This window comes from Mediterranea sp. An20 (genome assembly GCF_002160055.1).
Lineage (GTDB): Bacteria > Bacteroidota > Bacteroidia > Bacteroidales > Bacteroidaceae > Bacteroides > Bacteroides avicola.
The window spans coordinates 1-26,932 of record NZ_NFJV01000026.1 but is presented as its reverse complement, the minus strand read 5'-3'; the positions used below and the strand labels follow the sequence as shown (position 1 = coordinate 26,932).

Annotated in this window: 23 protein-coding genes; 9 read left to right on the top strand and 14 right to left on the bottom strand. The window is 44.1% G+C overall.

The window, feature by feature from the left end:
- The first annotated feature begins 211 nt into the window (after positions 1–211).
- From B5F34_RS13420 to B5F34_RS13385, 8 genes are all read left to right on the top strand, one after another.
- Positions 212–652: a DUF3408 domain-containing protein gene (locus B5F34_RS13420; protein WP_122121835.1), complete on the top strand. Its 441-nt coding sequence runs from the start codon at positions 212–214 to the stop codon at positions 650–652.
- A gap of 188 nt (positions 653–840) precedes the next feature.
- A complete protein-coding gene (gene mobC / locus B5F34_RS13415; RefSeq protein WP_087340005.1) occupies positions 841–1,206 on the top strand; it encodes a plasmid mobilization relaxosome protein MobC in 366 nt (121 codons plus the stop codon).
- Between the two features lie 9 nt (positions 1,207–1,215).
- Complete coding sequence (locus B5F34_RS13410; RefSeq protein ID WP_087340002.1) at positions 1,216–2,154, top strand: relaxase/mobilization nuclease domain-containing protein; 939 nt, start codon at positions 1,216–1,218, stop codon at positions 2,152–2,154.
- Positions 2,155–2,156: 2 nt separating this feature from the next.
- Positions 2,157–2,822 carry a hypothetical protein gene (locus B5F34_RS13405; RefSeq protein WP_087339999.1) on the top strand — a complete coding sequence of 222 codons (666 nt, stop codon included), beginning with the start codon at positions 2,157–2,159 and terminating at the stop codon, positions 2,820–2,822.
- 5 nt (positions 2,823–2,827) lie between these two features.
- Positions 2,828–4,039, top strand: coding sequence for a site-specific integrase (locus B5F34_RS13400; protein WP_087339996.1), 1,212 nt, complete (start codon positions 2,828–2,830; stop codon positions 4,037–4,039).
- 232 nt (positions 4,040–4,271) lie between these two features.
- On the top strand, positions 4,272–7,658 hold the full coding sequence (locus tag B5F34_RS13395) for a helicase-related protein (RefSeq protein WP_087339993.1): 3,387 nt from the start codon (positions 4,272–4,274) through the stop codon (positions 7,656–7,658).
- A 15-nt stretch (positions 7,659–7,673) separates the two neighbouring features.
- Entirely contained in the window at positions 7,674–10,964 is a 3,291-nt protein-coding gene (locus tag B5F34_RS13390) for a DNA methyltransferase (protein WP_087339990.1), read from the top strand.
- The gene (locus B5F34_RS13385; RefSeq protein WP_087339987.1) at positions 10,954–11,367 is read left to right on the top strand and encodes a DNA-processing protein DprA; all 414 of its coding nucleotides are present in this window, start codon (positions 10,954–10,956) and stop codon (positions 11,365–11,367) included. The genes B5F34_RS13390 and B5F34_RS13385 overlap by 11 nt, the downstream gene beginning before the upstream one ends.
- A gap of 113 nt (positions 11,368–11,480) precedes the next feature.
- Here B5F34_RS13385 and B5F34_RS13380 read toward each other — a convergent pair whose 3' ends face one another.
- The 14 genes from B5F34_RS13380 to B5F34_RS13325 form a co-directional block, all read right to left on the bottom strand.
- The gene (locus B5F34_RS13380; RefSeq protein WP_122121830.1) at positions 11,481–12,104 is read right to left on the bottom strand and encodes a HEPN domain-containing protein; all 624 of its coding nucleotides are present in this window, start codon (positions 12,102–12,104) and stop codon (positions 11,481–11,483) included.
- A 7-nt stretch (positions 12,105–12,111) separates the two neighbouring features.
- Entirely contained in the window at positions 12,112–13,275 is a 1,164-nt protein-coding gene (locus tag B5F34_RS13375; RefSeq protein WP_087339981.1) for a DUF262 domain-containing protein, read from the bottom strand.
- A 249-nt stretch (positions 13,276–13,524) separates the two neighbouring features.
- The gene (locus tag B5F34_RS17955; protein ID WP_239448969.1) at positions 13,525–13,956 is read right to left on the bottom strand and encodes a phage integrase SAM-like domain-containing protein; all 432 of its coding nucleotides are present in this window, start codon (positions 13,954–13,956) and stop codon (positions 13,525–13,527) included.
- Positions 13,932–14,282 (bottom strand): Arm DNA-binding domain-containing protein, encoded by a 351-nt coding sequence (locus tag B5F34_RS17950; protein ID WP_239448967.1) that lies wholly within the window; start codon positions 14,280–14,282, stop codon positions 13,932–13,934. Before B5F34_RS17950 ends, B5F34_RS17955 begins: the two co-directional genes overlap by 25 nt.
- Positions 14,283–14,623: 341 nt before the next feature.
- Positions 14,624–15,583, bottom strand: a complete 960-nt coding sequence (locus B5F34_RS13365) for a DUF2971 domain-containing protein (RefSeq protein WP_162609340.1) — start codon at positions 15,581–15,583, stop codon at positions 14,624–14,626.
- A 1-nt stretch (position 15,584) separates the two neighbouring features.
- Positions 15,585–16,091, bottom strand: coding sequence for an ATP-binding protein (locus tag B5F34_RS17945; protein ID WP_239448965.1), 507 nt, complete (start codon positions 16,089–16,091; stop codon positions 15,585–15,587).
- Positions 16,082–16,957 (bottom strand): RNA-binding domain-containing protein, encoded by an 876-nt coding sequence (locus tag B5F34_RS17940; RefSeq protein WP_239448963.1) that lies wholly within the window; start codon positions 16,955–16,957, stop codon positions 16,082–16,084. The genes B5F34_RS17945 and B5F34_RS17940 overlap by 10 nt, the downstream gene beginning before the upstream one ends.
- A 4-nt stretch (positions 16,958–16,961) precedes the next feature.
- Positions 16,962–20,141, bottom strand: coding sequence for a type I restriction endonuclease subunit R (locus tag B5F34_RS13355; RefSeq protein WP_087339976.1), 3,180 nt, complete (start codon positions 20,139–20,141; stop codon positions 16,962–16,964).
- 2 nt (positions 20,142–20,143) lie between these two features.
- Positions 20,144–21,172, bottom strand: a complete 1,029-nt coding sequence (locus tag B5F34_RS13350; RefSeq protein WP_087339974.1) for an ATP-binding protein — start codon at positions 21,170–21,172, stop codon at positions 20,144–20,146.
- An 11-nt stretch (positions 21,173–21,183) separates the two neighbouring features.
- Positions 21,184–22,341 (bottom strand): restriction endonuclease subunit S, encoded by a 1,158-nt coding sequence (locus B5F34_RS13345; protein ID WP_087339971.1) that lies wholly within the window; start codon positions 22,339–22,341, stop codon positions 21,184–21,186.
- Positions 22,334–23,323 (bottom strand): virulence protein RhuM/Fic/DOC family protein, encoded by a 990-nt coding sequence (locus B5F34_RS13340; protein ID WP_087339968.1) that lies wholly within the window; start codon positions 23,321–23,323, stop codon positions 22,334–22,336. The genes B5F34_RS13345 and B5F34_RS13340 overlap by 8 nt, the downstream gene beginning before the upstream one ends.
- Entirely contained in the window at positions 23,310–24,875 is a 1,566-nt protein-coding gene (locus B5F34_RS13335) for a class I SAM-dependent DNA methyltransferase (RefSeq protein WP_087339966.1), read from the bottom strand. Before B5F34_RS13335 ends, B5F34_RS13340 begins: the two co-directional genes overlap by 14 nt.
- Positions 24,876–24,879: 4 nt before the next feature.
- Positions 24,880–25,092, bottom strand: coding sequence for a helix-turn-helix transcriptional regulator (locus B5F34_RS13330; protein ID WP_087339963.1), 213 nt, complete (start codon positions 25,090–25,092; stop codon positions 24,880–24,882).
- A 169-nt stretch (positions 25,093–25,261) separates the two neighbouring features.
- Positions 25,262–25,912: a hypothetical protein gene (locus B5F34_RS13325; protein ID WP_087339960.1), complete on the bottom strand. Its 651-nt coding sequence runs from the start codon at positions 25,910–25,912 to the stop codon at positions 25,262–25,264.
- 31 nt (positions 25,913–25,943) lie between these two features.
- Here B5F34_RS13325 and B5F34_RS13320 point away from each other — a divergent pair, with 31 nt between their 5' ends.
- Positions 25,944–26,918: an IS982 family transposase gene (locus B5F34_RS13320; RefSeq protein ID WP_087339957.1), complete on the top strand. Its 975-nt coding sequence runs from the start codon at positions 25,944–25,946 to the stop codon at positions 26,916–26,918.
- The last annotated feature ends 14 nt before the right edge of the window (positions 26,919–26,932 follow it).

The following is a 26,932-nucleotide window of genomic DNA, read 5'->3' as shown; positions in this document are numbered from 1 at the left end:
CCTTAAAATTTCCAATGCCCGTTTCATGTACTATGGCAAAACGGCGCAGCCTGTACCGCTTAGGCAATGCGTAAAGTGCAAAACCGTACATTGTTGTCACACTCAGTCCAATCCTTTGACTGTCTGTTTTATAGCCATTTCCTTTGCAATCGATAATCGGTCAAATGTGCGCACAACGACCAACATTGTTAAACATTTAATTCAAACAAGTATGAAGAAAAATTTAAGCAGCCAAAACATGGATGCAGCATTACAGGATTTTTTAGGCAGCAAGCCGAGTATGGAAATCCCTAAGCCGGAATCTCAGCCTGCTGACACGCAGGAACAGCAGGAAAAGGCAAGCGAGGTTGTACAGGAACAGGCAAGTGAAACCGTGCCGGAACAAGTAGATGAAACTCCGCAAGTGGTACGCCGCATCAGCGGCAAGCAACGCAGGGCATCGTTGGAGGATTACAAGGAAACATTCCTTCCCGTTCCGGTCATCGAAGACCGCAAGCCCGTGTTCCTCAGCCGCCGCACGCGCGACGCCCTTGACCGCATCGTCCGCATGTTCGGCGAGCGCAGGATGAGCGTGTCGGGACTGGTGGAGAACATCGCACGGCAGCACCTTGCCACCTACGGGGAGGACATCGAGGCATGGCGTAAACTCTGAGAATTAAGAAGTGGATTGACGGGGGACAATTCAGAGTTACCCTGAACCTATCCAACGGAGTTTTGAGGGGAGCAAGTTTGTGTTTCGGGCATACCGAAACCACTTGCTTCCACTCATGAACTCCGTGGAAGCCGCATCCCGTTGGTCTAATCAGTAATCGCATTCTAATCATTAGAAATTAAAAGCCAATGGAGCATAAACGTAAAATCAACAACAAAAACAAAGGAGGTCGCCCCAAGAAGGGAGCGGCAGACAAACTGAAATACCGCCTTACGGTGAAGATGGCGACATCGGACTACTACACGCTGAAAGGCAAGACACGGAGCGCAGGCATATCCGCCGGGGAGTTCCTGCGCCGTTGCATGAGGGAGGGGCAGGTGAAGGAACGGCTCACGCCGGAACATACTGGTTACGTCCGCCAACTCTGCGGCATGGCGAACAACCTGAACCAGCTTGCACACAAGGCGAATGCGGCGGGCTTCGTCACGGTGAGGATGGAGTGCCGTGTGCTCGTGGCACGGATTGAGGAACTGCTGAATTTAATCCTCTTATGACAGCCGGATATGATAGCTAAAATCGTAAAGGGAAGCAGTTTTAGGGGTGTGGTAAACTACATTCTTGACAAGGGAAAGGACGCTAAAATCCTTGTCTGCGACAGCCTTTTTGTCGAGGACAAGGACACGATAACTATGAGCTTCGAGGCGCAATCAAAAATGAATCCAAAGGTTACGAAGCCTGTCGGACACATCTCGTTGGCTTTCCATAAGGAGGATGAACACCGCCTGACCGACCGCGCAATGGCTGGAATAGCGTTGGAATACCTGAAGGAAATGGGAATAACCGACACGCAGATTCTCATCGTACGCCACTTCGACAAGGAGCATCCGCATGTGCATATAGCGTTCAATCGCATTGCCAACAACGGCAGGACAATCAGTGACCGGAACGAACGGATACGCAGCGCACGCATCTGTAAGGAGATTACAAGGAAGTACAGCCTTTATCTCGCCAGTGGCAAGGAGCGTGTGAAGCAGCACCGCCTGAAAGAGCCGGACAAGACCAAGTACGGGCTTTACTCCATCCTTAAATCGGAGGTTTCGAGGTGTGGAAACTGGCGGCAGTTAGCAGCTAATCTGGAGAAACAAGGCGTGGATATGCGGTTCAAGTACAAAGGCAAGTTGGACGAGGTGCAGGGTGTAGTTTTCACCATGAACGGTTATTCGTTCAGCGGTTCCAAGATTGATAGGCGGTTCAGCTATGCCAAGATTGACGCGGCACTGGGCTATAATAGGCATAATGAACGGCAGGGAATCATATCATCACCACATCGTGAAGAACCGCCAATGTTTCAACCTGAATCAAGGGGGAACGATGATTTGTACAGCGGTTCGATTGGTATTTTCATGCCGGACAATGCGGACGGACAGGCTGAGGAAAACCGCTTCGAGGAAGAATTAAAACGCAGGAACAAGAAAAAGAAACAACGTAAAATAAGATTCTGAATATGGATAATAATGAAGTTTACTCGCTCTTTGAGGACATCAAGAATGCCCTTAAGAGTATCAACGGAAAGTTGGAGAACACTACTAAAGTAATAAACGACCAGTCTGGCGGACAACCTTCGGCAGTAGATTTGACTGTCGTAAAGGAGCTGTTCGAGAGTTCTGCAAAAGAGCATCAGGCACAGACGAAAGCCATGCTGACCAAGTTCGCCGAAGCGGAAGTTTACGCATCGAACAGGATTCTACACCTGTTACGGAATTTGAAAGAGTCGTTTGCCCTAAGTTCGAAAGAACGAGATACCGAGCCACAGGAGCATATCCACCGTCATCAATTCGACATCAAGTCCAACAAGGTATTTTCTCTTTTGGTCGGCATGGGTATCGTATGCAGCCTTTCCGTCTGGGGCAACATCGAGCTTTGGAAATCCAAGCGTCAGTATGCGGACGATGCGTTGAAGTTCCGTGTCATCCGCTCATGGGGAGGTTGCAATGCAAACAACATCCTTTGGCTGAATGACGTGTTCGACATCCACCGCAACGAGGAAGCCATCGAATGGATACGGCAGGAGGCTGACGGTTACGACAAGGGATTAAAGACTTTGTCCGACAGTCTGATGCAGGAGAAGCTGAAAGTGAAACAAACGAAGAATAACAATAACCAAAAGTAACGTGAATGGCATCGGTAAAAGTGAAATTCCGTCCTTCTTCCGTAAACGGCAAGGAGGGCAGCATATACTATCAGGTGATACACAAACGCGCGGTCCGCCAAATCAAGACGGATTGCCGGATATTTGAAAGCGAATGGAACGGCAAAACATCGGCAGTTGCCGTTCCTGCTTTGGCGAGCAATGAGTGCAAAAACTACCTTCAATCAGTTGCAAACCGAATCGAATGGGATGTAAAACGCCTGACGGCAATCATCGCATTGCTTGAAAAAGGGAACAACGGTTACACGGTGGACGACATCCTCGTAAAATTCAACAGGCAAGCGGACGGACAATCCCTGTTCCCTTTCATGCAAGGCATCATTGGTCAGTTAAAGCGGCTGAACAGAATCCGCACATCGGAAACCTACGTCGCTACGCTTGCCAGCTTCATGAAGTTCCGTAACGGTCAGGACATTCTCTTGTGTGAAATGGACAGCGACACAATGATGCTGTATGAGGCATGGCTGAAAGCCAACGGCAACTGCCCCAATACAACCTCGTTCTATATGCGCATACTCCGTGCCGTTTATAACCGTGCAGTGGAGAAAGAGCTGACGGAACAGCGGCATCCTTTCAAGCATGTTTATACAGGTATTGACAAGACCGTGAAACGGGCTGTACCATTGAAGGCCATCAAGCGCATCAAGGAACTTGACCTGACACTAAAACCACATCTGGACTATGCGAGGGATATGTTCCTCTTTTCGTTTTACACCCGTGGAATGTCGTTCATTGACATGGCTTATCTCAAAAAAACGGATTTGAAGAACGGCATCCTGACATACCGCAGGAGAAAGACCGGACAGCAGCTTACCATTAAGTGGGAGAAGTGCATGGAAGAAATCGTGACCAAATATGAAGCCCGTTCCGTTACACAATACTTGTTGCCGATAATCACCAACCCGTTAGCCTGTGAACGGGTACAATACATGAACGCCCTCAGCCGTGTAAATGTAGCATTGAAAGAAGTCGCCCATTTGGTGGACTTGCAAATCCCATTGACCATGTATTGTGCGAGGCATGGGTGGGCAAGCGTCGCCAAGAGCAAGAACATACCGCTTTCAGTTATCAGCGATGGCATGGGACACGATTCGGAAGAAACCACGCGCATTTATCTTGCTTCGCTTGACACGAGCGTGGTGGACAGGGCAAACAGCCTTATCCTGAAAGACTTGTAATTGAAAATGCAAGCGGAGATGTGTTTTTCAAAAATCGGAATCTCTTGGTAAGAGTTATAGTTATATCGCAAAGGTACGCAAAATATTGCAAATTCCGTGAAAAGTTCTCATTTATAATGGGATAAAAAATAAAATCTGTACGGACTTATTTGACAAATCCTCTTTTTTTTGTTTGATAACGTCCTGATTCATAGGAATTATATCCTTTGTGCATATCTCTTACCAAGAGAAAATGGCGAGGATATACGACAACATAGACATAAAGTTTACGGACGGGCTTCGCGGCATCATCGAGAATACTGGGGTGAAGCGTGTTGATTTCTGCGTGGGTTATTTCAATTTGCGCGGTTGGAACCTGATAGTGGAACAGGTGGACAAACTGCCCGGCGGTTACGTGTACGAGGATGACAAGCGCAAGATGAGGTATTGCCGACTGTTGATTGGAATGCACCGCCCCGACGAGGACTTGATACGAGGACTTTATTCGCGTCAGGAAACCATGCCCGATGCGGAATACGTGCAACGTTGCAAGCGGCAGATTGCGCAGGATTTCAGGAACCAGCTTCTGTTAGGCTTGCCTTCCGCCGCCGATGAAAAGACATTGCGCCGCCTATCCGTACAGTTGAAGGAGGGAAAGGTGTGTGTAAAGCTGTACTTGAAAGAACCGTTGCACGCCAAGCTTTACCTTGCCCACCGCCCGGATGACAACTTCAACAAGATTCAGGCCATCATGGGCAGCAGTAACCTAACGTATGCCGGGCTGACCAAACAGGGCGAGCTGAACGCGGAATTCGCCGACAGCGATAGTGCGGAGAAACTGGCACGGTGGTTTGATGACCGCTGGAACGAGCGGTTCTGTCTGGACATTACCGAGGAACTTGCACGGATAATAGACGAGAGTTGGGCGGGTGACAGGGCTATTCCGCCTTATTACATCTACCTGAAGACGGCTTACCACCTGAGCCAAGAGGCACGCAGCGGCATCAAGGAGTTCACGCTTCCGCCGGAGTTCAGACACGACCTGTTCGACTTCCAACAGACCGCCGTGAAGATAGCGGCGAAGAACCTGAACAACGACAAGCGCGGCGGAGCGATGATTGGCGATGTGGTAGGTCTGGGCAAGACCATTACCGCCTGCGCCATCGCCAAGCTGTACGAGATGGCTTTCGCCAGCAGCACGCTCATCATCTGTCCGGCAAACTTGCAGGACATGTGGAGGAAATACATCCGGAAGTACGACCTGAAAGCGGAAGTCTGGTCAATGGCGCGTGCGATAGACGTGGATTCGGCACGCTATTACCGCCTGATAATCGTGGACGAGAGCCACAACCTGCGCAACGCCAATGGCATACGCTACCGCAACATCCGCAGCCTTATCGAGCATCAGGGCAGCAAGGTGCTGCTGCTCACCGCCACGCCCTACAACAAGGACTTCTCGGATTTGGGCAGCCAGCTCCGCCTGTTCATAGGCGAAGAGCAGGACTTGGGCATACGCCCGGAGGAGTACATCCGCTCCATCGGTGGTGAAAGGGAGTTCCAACGTCGGCACAGTGACATCCATATCCGTTCCATCCACGCTTTCGAGAAAAGCCCGTATGCGGACGACTGGAACGAACTGATGAAGCTGTTCCTCATCCGTCGCACAAGGACGTTCATCAAGGAGAACTATGCCAAGACGGATGAAGGCAACGGGCGGAAATACCTGTTGTTCCCCGATGGCTCGAAATCTTATTTTCCCGACAGGATACCACGTGCCGTCAAGTTCGCCACTGTTTCCGGCGACCAGTACAGCCGCCTGTATTCGCCTGAAATGATAAGCCTGATGGAAGAGTTTAAACTGCCACGTTACGGGCTAATCCATTTTTATGACGAGAACAAGGCTACTGACATACAGCCGCATGAAAGGCAGGTAATCGAGAACCTCTCGCGTGCCGGACAGCGCATGATGGGTTTCTGCCGAAGTACGTTCTTCAAGCGCATAGACAGCAGCGGCTTCGCCTTCCTGCTGACGCTCTACCGCCATATCCTGCGCAACGCAGTGTTCATTTATGCCGTTGACAACAAGCTGCCGCTGCCCATCGGTGACGAGAGTTCTCTGCCTGATGACTACATTGAGGACGAGGACGAAAACGTAACCATGTTCAGCAATGCCGATGAGGGTGAACAGACAGGAGATGACGGAACGCAGATTGTTTTCCCGACAGACTTCAAGTATTACATGGAGAAAGCAAAAGAATGCTATTCCATCATAGAGAACCGCAATGCCTGTTCGTGGATTTCACCCAAATACTTCAAGCGTACCCTGAAACAGCAACTCAGGCACGATTGCGACATCCTGCTAAGGATGATAGCATTGTGCGGTACATGGCAACCCGATACCGACCCGAAACTGGACGAACTGGAAAATCTGTTGGAGAAGAAGCACGGAGCGGACAAGGTTATCGTGTTCACACAGTTCTCCGACACGGCACATTACGTTTACAGGCAGCTGAAAAGGCGTGGAATACCGCAGGTCGGCTGTGCGACGGGAGGCAGCAAGAACCCGACGGACATCGTGGAGCATTTCTCTCCCAAGAGCAACGACAAGGATTATTTCGCCGATGAGCAATACCGTGTGCTCATAGCCACCGACGTGCTCAGCGAGGGGCAGAACCTGCAGGATGCCCATGTCATCGTGAACTTCGACTTGCCGTGGGCAATCATCCGCCTTATCCAGCGTGCGGGGCGTGTGGACCGTATCGGTCAGGAGGCGAATGAAATCTACTGTTATTCTTTCTTTCCTGCCGACGGCGTGGAGGAAATCATCCGCCTGCGGTCGCGCCTGAACGCCCGTATAAACGAGAACGCGCATATCGTGGGCAGTGACGAGGTGTTCTTCGAGGGCAACGAGCAGAACCTGCGTGATATGTTCAACGAGAAGAGCGGCTCGCTTGACGACGAGGATGACAACGACGTGGACTTGTCTTCGCAGGCTTACCAGATATGGAAGAACGCGACGGATGCCGACCCGAAGCTGAAAAGGATAATCCCGACATTGAGCAATGTCGTGTATTCCACGAAAACGGCGGAGGACGGACAGCTGGGCGGTGTCATCACCTACGCCAAGACTTACAACGATTTCGACGTGCTGACATGGCTTGACGCAGACGGCAACGTGGTAAGCCAGTCGCAGAAACGCATCCTGAACGCATTGGCTTGCGATGCGGACACTCCGGCCTTGCCACCGTACACCAACCATCATGAACTGGTGGCAAAGGCGGTAGAATCCATCAACAACGAAACGACCTCTGTCGGCGGCGTATTGGGCAACCGTTTCAGTACCCGTTACCGCATCATTACATTGCTGGAAAGCTACTATAAAAATCCACCGACACTTTTCTTTTCGCAGGAGAACAAGGACATGCTGAAGCTGGCCATAGACGACATCTACAACTACCCGTTGCTCGAAGGGGCGAAATTCACGTTAGGGCGTATGCTCCGCACCAACACCAGCGATGAGATAGTGGAATACGTGTTGGAGATGCGCAAGAACATGACCTTGTGCCGGATTGACGAGGACAGAAATATCCATAAAGACCCGGTCATCATCTGCTCGATGGGGCTTAGGCAAGAACCATAAAACTTTTTTTGAATCATGAGAAGGACTTCATTCAACCAATATATCAAAGATGCCGGTTTCCGTGGGTTGTTCATCACCGAAATGGGCTGGAACAGGTTCCACGGACAGGCAGAACTCGCACCGATAGCCATTGAAGACAAGGAATACAGGATAGTCACCGTGGCTGAGCGCAATGGCTTTCAGATACTGACGTGCGCTGTCGATGAAATACCCACGAACACCCTTTGCAAGCGCATTGACAGCAAGCTGCGCCGCAGTGCCAACGACTACATTTGCATATTCTTCATCCCCGGCACGGAACACCAACAGTGGATTGCCCCGGTAAAGACCGTGGAGAAGCGTGATATTGTGACCATTGAGTATGAAACGGCTGACAAGGCAGACTTCTTATTCTCCAAGATACCCGACCTGTCGTTTGACATGGAAGAACAGACCACCATCGTGGACGTGAAGGAGCGCATACAGGGTGCATTTGCAGTGAACTCGGAGAAAATCACCAAGGACTTCTACGCGGGCTTCCGCAAGGAACACAAGGCATTTGCCGACTTCATCAGCGGCATCGACGACCAGATACCCGCCACGGAGAACCGCAACAAGCAGTGGTACACGTCCGTCATGCTCAACCGCCTCATGTTCTGTTACTTCATACAGAAGAAAGGCTTCCTTGACGGCAATTTCGACTATTTGCAGGAAAAGCTGAGGTGGGTGCAGCGCGAGCGTGGCGAGAACCGCTTTTTCAAGACCTTCTACCGCGGCTTCCTTTCCGAGCTGTTCCACGGAGGGCTGAACTCGCCCAAGCACAGCAACGAGTTCGAGAACGTGTACGGGCGCATCCCATACCTTAATGGCGGTATGTTCGAGGAACATCAGTTAGAGCGTGACTATGCGAACATAGACATCGAGGACGATGCCTTTGTCCGCCTGTTCAAGTTCTTCGACACGTGGCGGTGGCATCTGGATACGCGCATCACGGCAAGCGGGAAGGACATCAATCCCGATGTACTGGGCTATATCTTCGAGCAGTACATCAACGACCGCGCACAGATGGGAGCTTATTACACAAAGGAGGACATCACTGAATACATTGGCAAGAACTGCATCCTGCCGTTCCTCATGGACAAGGTGGCGGAAACTTCTCCGGAAGCGTTCAAACCGGACGGCTATGTGTGGCACACGCTGCGTGAAAGCGGTGACCGTTACATCTACGATGCAGTGAAGAAAGGCTATACGGCAGACTGGCAGAACCGCATTTCCGAAAACATTGCCGTAGGGCTTGATACGACGGAGCCCGGACTGCTGGAACGCCGCAAGGACTGGAACACGAAAACACTGGACGCTTTCGCGCTGCCCACGGAAATATGGCGCGAAACGGTGGGACGGTTGCTACGTTGCGACACGCTGTTGGAGAAAATCAGCGGCTGCGAAATCACGCACATCAACGACTTCATCACTTACAACCTTGACATCCGCTCGTTTGTCTATGACCTGTTGCACAATACTGACTACCGTCTGTTTGTCCTCCACTTCTACAAGGCATTGCAGCGCGTTACCATCCTTGACCCTACCTGCGGTTCGGGGGCTTTCCTTTTCGCCGCCATGAATATCCTTGAGCCGCTCTATGAGGTATGTATCGAGCGGATGCAGGAGTTCAACGCACAGAATCCCAACTGGTTCAAACCTGAACTGGAGGAAATCGCCCACAAGTACCGCAGCAACATCCAATATTTCATCTATAAAAGCATCATCCTGCGCAACCTCTACGGCGTGGACATCATGGTGGAGGCAACCGAGATTGCCAAGCTGCGCCTGTTCCTGAAGATGATGGCGGTGGTGGAAGTGGACTTTCGTGCCGACAACCTGGGACTCGACCCGTTGCCGGACATTGACTTCAACATCCGTTGCGGTAATACGTTGGTTGGGTATGCCACGGAAGAAGAACTGGCTAAAGACCTTACGTGGGGCGATATGTTTGCTAATCAGGAGTTCAAGGATAAGGTGGAAACGGAAATGCAGCTTGTAGCCACGGCATACGAGACGTTCAAGGCTGTGCAGTTTACGCAGAGCGAGGATATGGCGACATTCAAGCAGGCGAAACGCGGGCTGAACGAACGCCTTGCAAAACTCAATGAACTGCTCAACCGTCGTTTGCACGCTGCAACCAGTTTGCCATACGATGAATGGCTGAGGACGCACCAACCATTCCACTGGTTGGCAGAGTTCTATCAGATTATCCATGACAATGGAGGCTTTGATGTAATTATTGGTAATCCGCCGTATGTGGAATATAAAAAGAAAGACAAGAAAACAGGAAAAGCAATATGCGATTTGTATAAACTAAGTAATTATGAAACAATAGATTGTGCAAATCTATATGCGTTTTGTATAGAAAGAAGTCATATCATTCTAAACAAGTCTGCTTATTTTGGTATGATTGTGCCACTAAGTTTAACATGTGGAGAACGCATGGGAAAGTTACGTGCATTTTTGTATAAATCATTTCCGAATTTTTATCTCGCTAATTTTGAAATATTCCCATCAAAACTATTTGACGGTGCATTTCAAAGAGTAACAATATGCTTAAGTAATAATAATTATAAGAATTTCTTTGTAACCAAACTTCATAGATGGTATTCAGTTGAACGTATTAACTTATTTGCAAAAATTGTGTATTCATTAGCAGACGAAATTTATACAGAAAAGGGTATTGCAAAACTTTATACAGAAAGGCATAAAGCCATCATAGATACGGTCGCTTCTAAAAAAACAATTGCGACATTCATTACTAAGCAAGCAACAGCGCACTTAATATTTTATCAAGAAGCTACAAACTATTGGATGAAAGCAGCTATGCGCATTCCTTTTTATAGAAAAAATGGGGTGCAAGATAGACCTCCACATGGGCGTTGTTTGTATTTCGAGAATAGAGAATACCAGAGAATTATTTTCGCCTATCTAAACAGTTCATTGTTTTACTGTTGGTATAGTGCATTTTCTGATGGTTTCCATTTAACAGATGCTATGGTAAAAAACATGCCGATAAATGAGGCTTTTTTATCAGATAATAAACTTTCTGAAATAGGAACAATCCTAGAAAACGACATAAAGAAAAATTCCTTTATAACGACAAGAAACACAGTAAATGATGATATCGAGCTAGAATCATTCAGGTTAAATTCTTCAAAAAATATATTAGATTGTATAGACAAAATCCTTGCCAAGCACTATAGCTTTACTGAAGAAGAGCTTGACTTTATCATCAACTACGACATCAAGTACCGCATGGGGGACGAATTAAATGAAGAATAAAGCAGTGTGTACTTATCTTGGAAACAAAGACCTGCTGAACAGACGGAAGATTGGATTTCTTGCATCACGCAAGATTTCCACTTCCGCTGTTTTGCCGACACTCGATTGGGCGGTAGAAATAAGCAAACATACTGATGTTGCCGTTGTAAGTGGTTTCCATTCTCGCCTTGAAAAGGATGTCCTCAAATTCCTACTTCAAGGCAAATGCGGTATCATTGTCGTACTTGCCCGTGGTATGTATCGCAAACTTCCCAAAATCTATGATACTGCAATGAACGAAAACCGCTTGCTTATTATCGCCTTAGAAAAAGAAACAGTAACACGAGTCTCAGAATATACAGCACAAAAGCGTAATAATATGATTAAAATTTTAGCCGATAACTGCTTTTCTTTAAACTTCTAAATGCGATTACTATATAAAGTAGTAAACAATATAGAGTTTATATAGAATAAGAAACAAGGTTATTAGTTATCAGTACCCTAAAACCTTATTGATATAATGTCTAATATTGTATGTTATTTATATGCAAAATAATGCATGCTTTTAACTCTTCTGACTATTTCTCCCATCATTTCCGTTATATCAGATACGTAACTTACTAAATCTAAGGGTGATGGGATAGTCTTAATCTTTTTAGATGAGAATTTGTGAGCAAAATCACCTCTATATTTAGCCAACTGGTCTAATGAAGATATTAATCTGCTATTATTGGGAATGTCTATACCTATAGGAATAAACATTCTCTTTAAATATTTTAGCGAAACTCCATGGTTGTTAGTTGCTATTTCTTTTGAAAAAGATGACTTTATATCTTTCAATTTTTCTAAAATATAATCATAAAGCAAATCTATTTTATCTATGTCTTCAGGACTTCCTTTTATGTGCAATAGCATTATCAATCCAACACTAATTTGTTTAGTATTTGCAAAATTTTTCGTAATCTCATCTAAAACTTTTAGTGACATATTTTCTGCAAATTCCTCAAATGCAGCATGGCTAAGAACACAATAAGACCTCAAATCTAACTCATCCGCTTTATCTAAAAGCAGTTTCTTTTCAAGTGGACATATATATTTTATTTCTATGTCCAATAAGTAATCTTGGAGTGTTATAAATTCTTGTTCTATTGTGAGGTCCATAACCAATTCATCTAAAAGGATTTATTTGAAGCCGAATGTCTAATGTGTCATTGACCAAATTTTCAATTTTACTATACCTAATTTTATAATTGTCAATATTTTTTGTCGAACTTTCTAATGAAGACATAAACAAAGTATCTTCTTCGCATAATGACTTAAACGATTGTAGTAAGTTCACTTTCTTTTCTCTGACAAGTTCTTTATGCTCTAACAAATGCATAAAGTAGAAAACTTCAACTTCAAAAAGAACCTTATTAAATCGTTTTTCAAATTGCCCATTTTTATATTTCCTTCCTATATTTTTATTATCTTCAAAAACTTGGCACAGCAAAGCGATTGATTCGTTAATCATTGAATATATTTGTTCTACTTCATTTTTCATGGAATTCCAATTTTCATTTATATAGCGCATTTTATCATCTAAGAAAAATCTCAAATTCCCCTTATAGTCTCTCGCATAAAGATAAAAAGATATTATTCTTAGCAAGATTTCAACATCTCTTAATCTTGTATCTGGGTTATCAAGGCCCATTACATTATGCAAAGAGCAAATATTATTTGTAACATCTATTAAATAGTCTCCAAATGCGCCTCGATTTAAAGCTTGCCTTAATTCTTGGGTTGATAATGCTACGGAACCAGAATTTAAGCGATAAAAAATATCGTATAATATCTGGTTATCCCTAAAATTAGTTATAACCGTACATCTTAATGAAGAATTATCAAACTCTCTTTTCGCCGTTTCTGGCAGTTCTGAGTATGTTAATCCATTAAGATTTTCACAAACTGATAATTTTTGAAGTACAGGCTTTTTCCAATAATCGTATTTATCATTGCTAATAAAACCTGCAATGGACAACAACCTTTGTTTACCATCAATGACTATAAATGAACGTTTCTTTACAGGATCTTCAGCAAGTACAATTTCAGGTATAGGATATCCCATAATAATAGACTCAATCAATTTGCTACGCCTATCATCTTGCCATGCATTACGCCGCTGAAATTTAGGATTTAATTCAATGTTACCTTCTTCTATCTGACTAAAGATTGTTTGTATAGTCCAATCACGGGCATAAACAACAATTCCAGATGTATCAAGCCCTGAAAGGTCATTCATTTCTTCTATGTTGTCATTCTCTACTGGCTCTAAACTTAAACTTTCCATCATTGTTTTTTTTCGACAAAAATACTTATTTTCAATGACTTTCTCGCTATTTCAATTACTTTTCTTTTAATATTTGCAAAATATGAATGATATTTAAACTCAAATTACTATCTTTGTATCAGTTGATTGACTTATTGGAAATGAGCAGAATGGTGAACTTCAAAGGTTTCTAAACCATTACCTATTCTCTTTTCGCCTGATGATAACTTTCTGATTTACAGCTATATTTTGTTTAGCGAAACATTTGTAGGCTCAGCTGAAAATAAATATGTCACGGATGGAAGCCAGCCTGGGAATATCCAGCCGCTTGCCCATTATCCTTATTATTTCCTGCCTGTTCAGGTATTGTTTCTGGCTTTCCTCCTTCTTTATCCGGTAGGTTGAGAACGGATTGGTCAGGATAATTCCGCACCGGTATGCCCATAGAATTCCTTTTCTTACCATACTCATCATCTTGGCTGTCGTATTGACCGACAGCCTGCAGTCAGTCCTGAAGAACAGCTCCAGTTCGTGTATCATCTGTCGGTCGAACTGTTCCAATGCCATATCTTGCCTGCCCATCTTCTTGCAGAACTCTTCAAGCCGTCTGTAGACCAGTTTATGCCTGTTGGAATGGGACATGCTGATTTGTCCGGCATGTGCCAGCCTGCCCGCATCTTTCACCTGTTTGTCAAATATCTCCAAAAGGGAGGCGGGTTGGATCCTGTGGCCACGAAGCGTTGTTTCAGCATGCTTGCTGTAAGATGTTTCCCTTCCAGTTGGGCCTGTTGGTAATGATGCTGCAATGTGGAACTTACTTTGTCCAGATATGCATTGATGTCGTGTGCTTCTGGATTCATGTCGGAAACACGCCTGTTCTGCTTGTCCCAATGCTCCTGCAGGATGGATGTCTTCAGACTTATATCTGCGGCCTTGTTGTTGATTATGATGCGGAGCATGATTGTTGACTTGCTGTCTTTTTGAAGCTTTCTACGTTTCAGATAGAAATAGATGGAAAAACTATGTCTCATAAGAAATAAATATTAATTGTGTCCATATCACAGACGGATGCATAGGACACGGATAAGACATAGATTATGGTATTGAGTGGTGTAATATGTTGGTTATTAATGGTTTTGAATAAAAACACCATATGAAAGGGGAATAAAGTAAATGTGTGATTTTCAGATATTTATTTAGGTCATAGGAAAAGGTTCAAATCCCACCAGGAATCGAACTATTGATTCAAGTGGCTGAATATCTTTGATTTATCTTTCTGCAAGTAGCGTAATCTCCCGCTATTGCTCCACCGGATTGTTGCAGCATTCTGCGTCAGGTTGCGTGGAGGTTTCCCTTTGCAAAGATACAAATATTATTTTTGAAGCAAAATACTTTTGTCTTTTTGCGGCAACTTTTGAATCTTTACCTTAACATTATCAAATCCTTTTTGTTTAAGTATATTTTCTGCTTTTAATTTAGACTCATTATTTAACACAAGAACTTGTGACAAGGATTTCTCAGGTAAAGGAAACTCTCTGTAATAACAAACTGTATTGTCATCACGTAATCTGCTCTTTTCTTGCATAATTGTATTTGCGATGTTTTTGGCATCTAAATTAGAGTGAAAAGCATGGCATAAATCTTGTATTAGTGGTATATTGTTATAGATGAAATCTGCATATCTAGGTACTGGTACAGATAATATTATTCTTGTTTCTTCTTCCTTGCAAAATTTTTTTCTTTTGAGAGCTGGGGCTGCAAAGGCTAACATAAACATAGCCATAAATACCACAAATGCTTGAGGTCTTTTCGACAGTAAATCAAATGCGTCTTTTCCTCCATCCTTTAATAATCTTAAACCTGTATTCGTATAGTAAAGATTGATAAAATCTTGGATTTTTTGCTCTTTTGCAGAATCTACATATATACACTTTTCCAACCTATATAATGCATAATCCTTAAATTCGGTGTTTACTTGAGGTAATGCCAGTTCTAGAACAACACCGTTATTATGGTTAGCATAGTTTTCCCACATATACGCATTGTCATTTCGTGAAGTAATAGATATAACATAAGGGAAAGGTAGATTCATATTTTCTACTATAAGTTCATGTTTAAAAAACGCGGCAATCTTTCTGTCTTCTTGTAAATTACCCTGCTTCTCAAGATTTAATAAACATTCTCTTAAACAATCTATGCCAAAAAGATATTCCTCTTTGTCTTTAAAGCAATCATAACGAGTTGCCCAGAAACATAATTTCTTCTCACCAACTTCATTTCTCTGTAAAATACCGTTGAGAGCTTCTAATGATGTATAATGATAATATGACATATTAATCAACATTTATTAATTTCCAATAACCACCTTTATTTGGACCTATATGTTTTATTATTCCTCTTTCTTGAAGTGAAGCCAACCGACGTTTTACGCTGCTTTCGTGTATACCTAAGCGATTTACCATTTCTTTTCTTTGTATATAAGGATTATCTTTTATCAATTCAAGTATGGCATCTTCTTGTTTTTGTTGATCTGTTTCTGGCCGTTTCTGGGTCGTTTTCTGGGTCGATTTTGGGTCGCTTTGGATTGTCGCTCTTTCCGGGTACTCAAACTTAAAAGTCGTCCATATACCCGAAGCATCATAGCGGAACTCCGGCGTGGAGAATCCGTCATTCTTACAAGCTGTGATGATGCGCTCAATGCCGCGTCCCCATGCCTCAATCTCACCTGCACGGAAGAATGTGTTGGCTATATCGGGATTGTACGGCATACTCCGATGAGAAGACAATAATGTTTCCACCGTCCATCCTTCGGGCAACACTCCACCGTTTATTATCTCCAACTTGTTTTCATACACGCGGATTTGAATGGGGAAGGTTCTGCATAGTCTTTGTTGATGCAGGCATTTAATAACGCCTCACGCAGAGCCTCACGAGGCATAGGCAATGTCTCTATCCGTTGGATGTCCTCATAGGTAATGATAGCTTTCATGTATTTGGTACACAGTAAGTCCATCAGTTTCACAATTTGCTGGAACAGATTACCATGCACTTCGTCTTGATATACCAAATCCATACCTTCACGGAAGAAGCCGACCTTTACAAATGCTCCAGTCACATATTGTTCCGGGTCGGGATGGAACAACAAGGCGGCAGCCCGTTTCAGATAGTTGCTTTCATAAAGTCGTAGTTTCTCCAATAGTCCGTGATTGTCGTCCATTAAGTCCGCTTCCTCCATACGTCCGCTCCGTTTGGCATACTTGCGAAACAAATCAAATGTGGCATTATCCAAATCTTCCGCTTTCAGATAAGGCACGGGTACACCGTCCCATGTCTTGCCTTGCTTGCGAAGCATGAAACGGTCGAGTGCAGCCCCTTTCAGTTCCTGATTGGTTGCACCGCTTCGCTGGTAATACTTTCCACGGAAACTGATGGGATAAGGATAGGCTTCAGTCACAATCTCCAGATATTGCTTTTCGTCTTTTTCTATCAGATTGACTTCCACCAAGATACCCATCATGTCACGCACCTTGTTCGGGATGTCCTCCATCAGTTTCTTGGCATACAGTATACCGCACACTTCGCCATTATCGCGCAGACCGATATACAGCGTACCGCCTTGTGCATTGGCAAAGCCACAAATCCATTTCTGGTATTCGTCGCGCCAAGATTCTTTGAACTCTATGTTTTGGGATTCGGTAATCATCATATTATCATCCATTATATTTCTTGAAATTCTCTGCTTGTTCCAAGATCTCTTTAAACACCTCGTCATTCGTTACCGGAGGATAACCATATTCGGCTAAGACCAAAATCAAATCCATTTTCAATTCTGCCTTTATGTCATCACGAGTGGACCAGTCGGTATACTTAGACTTATCTGCCACAATCTTCTTGATTTCAGCAGCGAGTTTAAGTAACTTATCTTCGGGATATTCAAAACCAAACTGTTTGGCTATGGATTTCAGAATATCATAAAAGGCTTTTTCTTCGTAGCTAATGCCTAAATCAAGGAAAGATTTCTTCTCCTTGTTTAACTCTTTCAACAAATCTGCCATTTGATTAGCCACTTCCGTCAAGACTTCATCCGCAAAGATAGCACTATCTCTGCGGTCGTTGTATTTGTCAACCAAAGCGCTCAAGCGTTTGGAGAAGTCCATACCTTTCGCCTTGTTCACTTTCTTGAACTCTGTGATGACTGTTTTCAGCAGTCGTTCCATGAGTTTTACTTTTGTATTGGGCAGTTTCAGTTTACCCAGTCGTTCCATATATTCTTCGCTCAGCACATCCAGGTTTTCTTTATCGTTGCCTATCTGGATGATTTCTTCCACGCCTTCCGATTGAATGGCTTCTTCTATCATTTCTCTGACACGACGGTTCATCTGAGAGATGTCTGGCGTATCGCCTATTGTCAATTTGTAAATGATAGAACGTACGCCACAGAAGTAATGGATTTCTTCACGCTCATCGTCGCTTATTTCTTCGCTGTTGCTGCACAAGTTAAATGCCGATTTCAGTTTCTTGGCGTGTCCCATGAATAAGTTTTCCTGTTCTTTGGTGCGCTGCATAAACTCGGCCCCCTTGTTCAGGCAGTCTAATTGTTCCAATGGCGTACCCGTAGAAAATTTTGTATAGTCAAATTCGCCAAACATCCGTCGGATAATGTCCAATTCGTCTTTCACCATCGTAACAGACTGCTCGACATTTTCCACCGAATCCAAGTTGGCATCACCTTGCGCATAACGCTTCAATGCCACATTCATGTTACTTTTAATGCCGATATAATCCACCACCAAGCCTTTCTCTTTGCCTGGATAAACACGGTTCACCCGTGAAATGGTCTGCACCAACGTGTGTTGCTGCAAAGGCTTGTCAATGTACATCGTGTCCAGACAATCCACATCGAAACCGGTTGTCCACATATCGACCACAATGGCAATCTTGAAGTTTGATTTCGGCTTTTTAAACTCCTCTGCCCAAGCACGGCGGTCTTCATCTGTGCCCAACAAGTTGTACAGTTCTGGTTTGTCGTCCTTGTTTCGGGTCATAATCAACTTTATTTTCTCGATAGGGAGTTCTTGATTTCCATAAGGAATACGCGGTTCTGCTGCCATCATATAGTTGGTCGTATGGACTTCTTCACCGGGTATCTTTGCCCATTCAGGGCGCAAAGCGATGATTTTCTTATATAAATCAAAGGCTATTGTACGGTTGGAGCAAACGAACATCGCCTTGCCTTCTACCGTACTGCCTTCTTCCACCCGTTTCTCATAATGGGCAATGAAGTCTTCGGCTACGGCTTGCAGGCGGTCGGAATCTCCCAAGATGCGTTCCATCTTGGTAACGGCTTTCTTGCTTTCCTCTATCTGGTATTCATTCGCTCCTTCTTCTGCACATTGCTTGTAATAATTCTCTATTTCTTGCAATTTCCTATTGTCAAGCAAAACCTTGGCAGCACGTCCTTCGTACACAATACGTCGTGTGATACCATCCTCCACCGATTCGGTCATCGTATAGGCATCTACTACCTCACCAAACACATCTATCGTGGCATCAATCGGTGTTCCCGTGAAACCTACGTACGTGGCATTGGGCAATGAATCATGCAGGTATTTGGCAAAGCCGTAGTTGCGTTTCACGCCCTTGTCGGTCTGCTTGACTTGCAAAGCTAAGTTTGTTTGGGAGCGGTGTGCCTCGTCGGATATGCAGATGATGTTTGCCCGTTCAGACAATAGCCGTGTGTCTTCGGTAAACTTATGTATGGTGGTCAGGAACACGCCGCCGCTGGTTCGCCCGGCCAAATGTTCCCGGAGTTTATCTCGACTTTCTACTTCCACTACACATTCATCGCCGATGAACTTCTTAGCCGTTCCAAATAGTTTGGAAAGCTGGTCATCCAAATCGGTACGGTCGGTTATCAGGACTATCGTAGGGCTGGCAAACTCCCGGCTTCGCATCAACATACGGGTAAGGAACAGCATCGTGATACTCTTACCACAACCTGTCGCCCCGAAGTAAGTACCTCCTTTTCCATCGCCGCCTGCTTGGAGTTTGGAGTGCAGACGGATATTCTCGAACAGCTTATGCGTGGCAAAAAATTGCGGATAGCGGCAAACCACCTTCTTCTCGTTCTTAGATGAATCTGGAAAGAACACGAAATCCTTTATCACGCTCAGCAGCCTCTCTTTCCGGAACAAGCCTTTTACCATCGTCAAAAGGGAGTTGATGCCGTCTGTTGCCTTATCATCCGCCTCTACTTTTCGCCACGCATAAAAGAAATCGTAAGGTGAAAACAGAGAACCATACTTGTTGTTCACCCCATCACTAATCACCACAAAAGCATTGTATTTGAACAAGTCGGGAATATCGCGGCAGTAGCGCACGGTGAGTTGGGTATAAGCGTCCATAATGGTCGTCTCTTCTTTTACGGCACTCTTGAACTCCAACACCACCACGGGCAGGCCATTCACATAAACAATGCCATCGGGAATACGTCGCTCCGCGCCCTGTATCTCTAACTGGTTGACTATGCGGAACAGGTTGTTTTTTATGCCGTCTTTGCTGAAATCTATCGGCTCAATAAACAAATCTGGCAAAGCCGTATTTTCACGCTTCAACGAAAAGCCTTCTGTCATCAACCGATAGGTATGACGGTTCTGTTCATACAAGGAGAAAACCGCATTGGCAGTCAGCGTGGCGAGGATTCGCTCTATTTCTAACGGCGTAATGCTTTCTGCTTTGTAACGGTTGCGCAGATATAGGCGCATATCGTCCCGAAGCAAGACGTCGCTTACTTCCTTGTGGATTTCTTCTCCGCTTGTGTATGTGTAACCTTCTTGCCGGAACAGCTCCATGATGGATAGTTCGAGGGCGTGTTCGTTGAAGTGTGGCATAACTATTTCCTTTTTCTCATTCGTTGATTTTTTTCTTTCGTTTCTCTTATGTACTTTTTGTATTTTTCCGTACATTCATTAAGAAATGCCTCTTTTCCGCGTTGCTCCATGAGTTTTTGCACTACAGAAACAACAGATTTTGAATATTTGTGTATGCCATTAGATTTTTCTCCTTGCATTATCAACGTATGCCTTTTGGGTTTGCTCTTTAAGTCCAATGAATATATTACAGCTTGCATTTCATATTGATTTAATCCTAATTCTTTCTGAAGTAATCCTGTTGTTAATGGATATGCAACATTCGGGTCAATAATTGCATTATCAACATCTACTAATCCATCTATTGTTCCAACTAATTTTAATGTAGGCAAGCCTTCACCTTCTTTTTCTGTAAAGTGTCCTTCCTTAATGAACTTAAGTTGGTCAATTAAAGACTTGTCCAATAGTATTTTGCTATCGCCATAAGTGATTTCTCCATTGTATCTATCAAGAAGGTGTATATTTTGCGGACCAACCATTGCTATTTTTTCAATATGCTTAATCCATAATATACGTTCTTTTTCTCGTTCTTTGTCCAAGATCTTTTTTAATTCTGGATATTCAATTTCTTTTGTCTCTCCTCGATAGCGATAATAAATAGCCCCTTCTCGCAATATATCATCTTTGTTTTTCTTACATACCACAGGCTTTTCTTCTGCTTCTTCAACAGATAGTACACCAAACTTTTTACCTTCAAATTCTTGAATTGCAGATTGCCATCTAATATCAGGAGAAAAGTATTCTCTAACCTTAATATCAATAACTTTGGGGTCTGTTTCGGATAATTTGTTGTTAGACATACCTAATAGTATATGAAGAGAATCTTTTATTCCAAATACTATTTGTCCTCCTTTGTTGTTAGCCATTCCAACTAAAGTCTTAATGTATTTGAGCAAATTATCTCCCAACTGGAAATTTTGTTTGTATTCCAGATTGAAACTTTCTCGTTTCTTTATATATCCTTTACTATCTGTTTCAAAAGAAAAAGCCATATATTTTTGTTTTATCTCCCCATCCTCGCTAAAAGCAAAGACTGTAATTCTTTTAATTTATATATTTCTTTAAAATGCAATTTTAGTAGTTTATTAACTGGAGATACTTTTTTGTCAAAATCATAAAGACTGTCATTTGCAGGTATTACAATCGCAATTTTCTCAAAATCACTTTTATTTAATAGAGGCATCGTAGAACTACCTAATGCCATTCCTTTTAATTCCTCTTTCATATTTGACAAATAGTAGTACAAATAATCAGAGTAAAACTTTTCTTTAACTACAATTGAGTTCATCTGTTGGTTGGTAACACATTGTTCTGATGCAATAACGACTTTTCCCATATCAGAACCTATACACGTAACAATCACACTTCCATTGGGAAGTATTTTATTCTTTAGACGTTCATATCCAATCGTAGACAACTTCCTTTCTGAACCAATAGCAAATTTATTATAATATTGAAAATCTCCAGGTGTTATAAAAGGCATATCATTCCCAAAATCTTCAGGAGCTTCACTTGATGGAGTTTTTCCCGTAATGACATTACCGAAATCAGAAATTATTCCCATTCTCCACCCTTCCGGCAAATTCTCCTTATCAATCCCATCCACAAACATCTTGCGATAGAGGGTTTGCGCCGTTTCTTCCAGCTTGGCAATGATTTGCTCATTAAGGCGAATGCGACGAGTAACCGTTTCATATTCAGACACAATCTTTTGTTGCAGTTCTATGGGAGGTAAGTATATTGGTGTATCACAAAGTTCTTCCCAATTATAACCACCCCTAACGGCTGCATCTGATTTAAAATCCGCATATCGATCAAATTCGTCACGTGAGAACCACATCATCAAATAGTTAGGATTTAAAATATTTGAATCCTTGCATTCAAACGTAATATAAGCAGGAGAAACTATTATTGGACTCTTTGATAAATTTATTGCAATAGGTACTTTATGAACACGAATAACAGACATTGTATCAAAAGCAAAAACATCTTTATGTACTATCTTGTATTTGCTTAAATCGACACCAACAATATTAGAAGTTGATGGACGGAATTGTTTTGTCATGCTTAGACCTAACAAATTCGTCACCTCCAAATCCCGATTCCTTACATCCACCTCGCAGATATAATCGCCCAATCGTTTCATTTCTCCCTTATTCATAGTTGTTCTTGTTTATCAGGTTCACAACTACTTTTACCATCACATCTTTTTCCTCCGTACGGCTTTCGGCTATCATCAGTGTAAGGGCAACAAGAGTGTTGTCGGCTATACGTTTCGAGCCGTCTGTATTATAAAGGATACCGTTGCCTGCCATAAACCATAAGAAGAGCGTGGCAGCAATGCGCTTGTTGCCATCGCTGAACGAATGATTCTTGGTTACGAGGTAAAGCAACATGGCGGCTTTTTCTTCTACTGACGGATAGAGGTCTTGTCCGCCGAATGTCTGGTATATCTGTCCGATGGAACTTTTGAACGAATCATCTTTTTCATGGGCGAACCATTGACTTCCGCCAAACTTGGCTTTCAGTTCTTCGATAGCTTGCATGGCTCCCTCATAGGTAGCGTGGAACTTGGCTTCGTTCGTGGTCTGCTCTACCGCCAACTGCTGATAATCGTACTTATCCAACGTATCGAGGGCATAAGCATAGTCGGAAACCACTTCCACCAGATTGAGGGCATCATCGGAAGTCAATGCCTCTTGTGCCTTGACTGTCCTCCCCAAAACGGCGACCAGCTGTTTCAGTTCCGTATAGCGTTGTTCCGTCAAAGCTTTATTGACGGCATAGCCTTTCACCAAATAATCTTTCAACACTTTGTTTGCCCAAATGCGAAATTGCGTACCGCGCTGGCTTTTTACACGATAGCCTACGGAAATGATGACATCTAAATTGTAAAGGGCTGTTTGATAGGTCTGGTCAGCATCTTTACCCACATGTGCAAAATTTGCACATGTGGTCTCTCTCTCCAATTCATGTTCCTTATATATGTTGTTAATGTGCCGTCCGATGACAGTCCTGTCCTTTTGAAACAGTTCTGCCATCTGTGCCTGTGAAAGCCATACCGTATCTCCATCCATCCTGACATCTACGGTGGTTTGCCCATCAGCGGTACGGTAAATTACAATCTTGTCATTCAAGTCCATATCCCAACTCTTTAAACAGGTTCAACAGTTCCTTTTTGCTTTCCTCTTCCTTACGGAGCAGTTCTTGCATCTCACTTTGCAGTTGCGTCATCTTCGTATCGAAGTCGATGCCCTCATCCCGGTTCCTGAACTCGATGTATTTGCTGGGCACGAGCGACCACCCTTTTGCTTCGATTTCTTCCAGCGTAGCGGAATAACAGTATTCGGGTACATTGCGATAAGTCTGTTCATGACCTTCGCGTTGCCAGTTATGGAAGTTTTCGGCTATCTGTGCAATCTGTTTCCCAGAGAACTGAATATATTTCTTCTCAAACGGTTCACCCCATTGACGTAGGTCGATAAACAAAACCTCATTTTCCCGGTTGCGGTAGTTCACCAATTCGCCGTTCTGCTCTACCGTACGGGCTTTGCGGTTGCCTGCCAATATCCAAAGTGTAACGCTGATATCCGTAGAGTAGAACATGTTACGGGGGAGAATTACAATGGTTTCCACCAAATGGTTCTTCAATAGTTGGCGGCGTATGTTCAACTCTGTACCATCGCCGCTCAATGCACCGTTGGCAAGCAGAAAGCCCGCCATGCCATTGGCTGACAGTTTGGAAACAATGTTCAGAATCCAGCCAAAGTTGGCGTTACTTGTAGGCGGAACTTCATACCCGTGCCAACGTGGGTCGTTAGTCAGTTCGTTTTCCGCACGCCATGCCTTTTGGTTGAAAGGCGGATTTGCCATGATGAAGTCCGCTTTCAAGTCTTTGTGTTGGTCGTCATGGAACGTATCGGCAGCCTTTTCGCCTAAGTTGCAGGCAATGCCACGGATGGCAAGATTCATCTTCGCTAGTTTATACGTGGTATTGGTATATTCTTGTCCATATACGGAAATGTCTTTCTTGTTGCCGTGGTGCGCTTCGATAAATTTCATGCTCTGCACAAACATACCGCCGGAGCCGCAACAAGGGTCGTAAATCTTGCCCCGGTAAGGTTGTATCATTTCTGCTATCAGGTTGACTATCGTCTTGGGCGTATAATACTCTCCTTTACCTTTTCCTTCGGCTATGGCAAACTTGCCCAAGAAATATTCGTAGACACGTCCAATTAAGTCGTGTTCCTTGTCTTTCTGTGTATCAATCTTGCCGATAACGTCCAGCAGGCTTGCCAATTTAGTGCGGTCAAGCCCCAAGCTAGAATAATAATTGCTTGGCAAAGCTCCTTTCAATGTCGGGTTGTCTTTCTCTACTTGCGCCAAAGCAGCATCTATCTTGATGGCAATGTCGTTCTGTTTGGCATTTTCTATCAGATAGTCCCAGCGGCTTATCTCGTTTAAGTAGAAAACATTCTTGGCATTATAAAATACAGGCTGTTCAACGAACGCTTCCTTGCCGTCTGCAATCAATTCGTTGCGGCGTTCCACAAAGCGGTCGTAGGCATATTTCAGGAATATCAAACTCAATACCACATGCTTGTATTCCGAAGGTTCAACCGACCCACGTAGTTTATTCGCCGAATCCCAAAGGTTTTCTTCTATGCTCTTTTCTTTCAGTTGTTTCTTTGCCATGACCTTATTCTTCTATCCCGTTATTAATCAATCTTCTCGCATCCACATTCAATATGGATGCTATCTTCATCAGCATTTCCAATGAGGGTTGGGTCGCATTGGAACACCAGCGCGATATGGTCGCCTCGTTCTTTCCTAACTGTTCAGCCAACCATTTCCCAGTTTTCCCTTGTTCTACCAATACTATTTTTAGTCGATTTATTTTTTCTGTTCCCATATAAAAACGTATTGCATACGTGCAATAATAATTGATTTTATCTGCAAAGATAATGATTACCTATCAAAAGTACTCAAGCTTTGACGACAAACTGCTTTTATAATTGAAATTTGTGTATTACCCACTCTTTTTATGGAGGCCGTATCGGGCGTTTTATATGTGCCATATCTTACTTTTTAATTTGTTCCACTTTCAATTTCTCCTGCATCAGACTGTCGGATAAAGTCTTTAACCCTCTGTCGTAAGCGTCAGCCTTCTGCCGTATCCAGTCAATGGTTTCTTCGTTGCGGTGGATGTCGAACACGTCATTCAGCCAAAGGATATGATTGGCGTTGCATCCTCCCCATGAGCGGATGACGCGGAACTTCAACGCATCGTCCGCATACTGGCGCTTGGATTTCCAAAGCTCGATGTTGCCCCAGATGGAAAGGCTGCACACGATACCCATGCCGACCAAAAGAGAAAACACCTTGCTTGACCGGATGTCAAAACTGTGGCGGTGGATATGTTCCTGCGGTTCGTCTTTCCGTTCTTCTGAACTTTTGACAAACGATTCTTTCAAATTCCGCAACAGACCTAAAATCCTGTTCGATGCGTAAACCTCCGCTTCCGCGAACTTGGTCAGCATGGCTTTGGTTTGCTCTTGATGCTCCTTTGCGGAACTGTCAAACAGCTCCTTTATGGGTATCAAGTCCACCGCCGGAGGCTGTCCGCCTGACTGGTTATTTGCTACTTTTGGAGCGTTCTCCAACTTCCCGTTGATACCCTTGAGGTCATTCTTGATGTCCTCAAAGAGCGCATAGACTTCATTATTATCCACCCGTTGGTGGAATTAAAGGCATAAAACTTTTATGAAGAAAAAGTTGCGCATATTATTGGTATTTAGTAAATTAGAGGTGTCTAAACATCTGATTTACATACACCGTATGCACAACTTATACGCAATATTCGCAAAATTTCTGGACATCTGCAAACAAAAAGCAGGAAATTTAGTCAATGAACAAGGGAATGTGCCCCGTCCGGGTGTTGTCCCCAAGTTTTCCGACCTTGAGGTGGTCGCTCTGAGTATGGCATCCGAAGCGGTCGGAATAGACAGCGAGTCCCTGTTGTTTTCCAGATTGAAGGAATACGGGGACAAAATGCCGAACCTTATATCCCGGAGGCAATACAACGACAGGCGCAAGTTTACGGCACAGCTCTGCAGGCTCATCCGGGAGAGAATCGCCAATGAGATGGATGGCGGCGAAGATTATTTCTGCATTGACTCCAAGCCGGTAGAGGTATGTCGGATGGCACGCGCCAAGCGTTGTACGATGGGCGGGAATGACTACCGGAAAGCCCCGTCCTACGGATATTGTGCCTCACAAGGTACATACTACTATGGGTATAAGCTGCACGCCGTCTGCGGGTTGAGCGGGGTCATACACTCTTTCGACCTGACGAAGGCGGGCGTGCATGACATCAATTATCTGAAGGATGTCAAGGTCGATTATTCCAACTGCACTGTGATTGGAGACAGGGGCTATATCAGTGCCGATGTGCAACTGGACCTTTTTGAGACGGCCCATATCCGTTTGGAAGTGCCTTACCGGAGAAACCAAAGGGACTGGAAACCTGTCTTCCATCCATTTGCCAAAGCCAGGAAAAGGATAGAAACCTTGTTCTCACAGCTATGTGACCAGTTTATGCTCATACGCAATTATGCGAAAGACACGGATGGGTTGTTCGCCCGGATTATCGGGAAAATCAGCGCACTTACAATCCTACAATACATTAACTACAAAAACAACAAGCCCATTGGCAGAGTCAAGTATGCGCTGACTTAATTCCGCCAACGGGT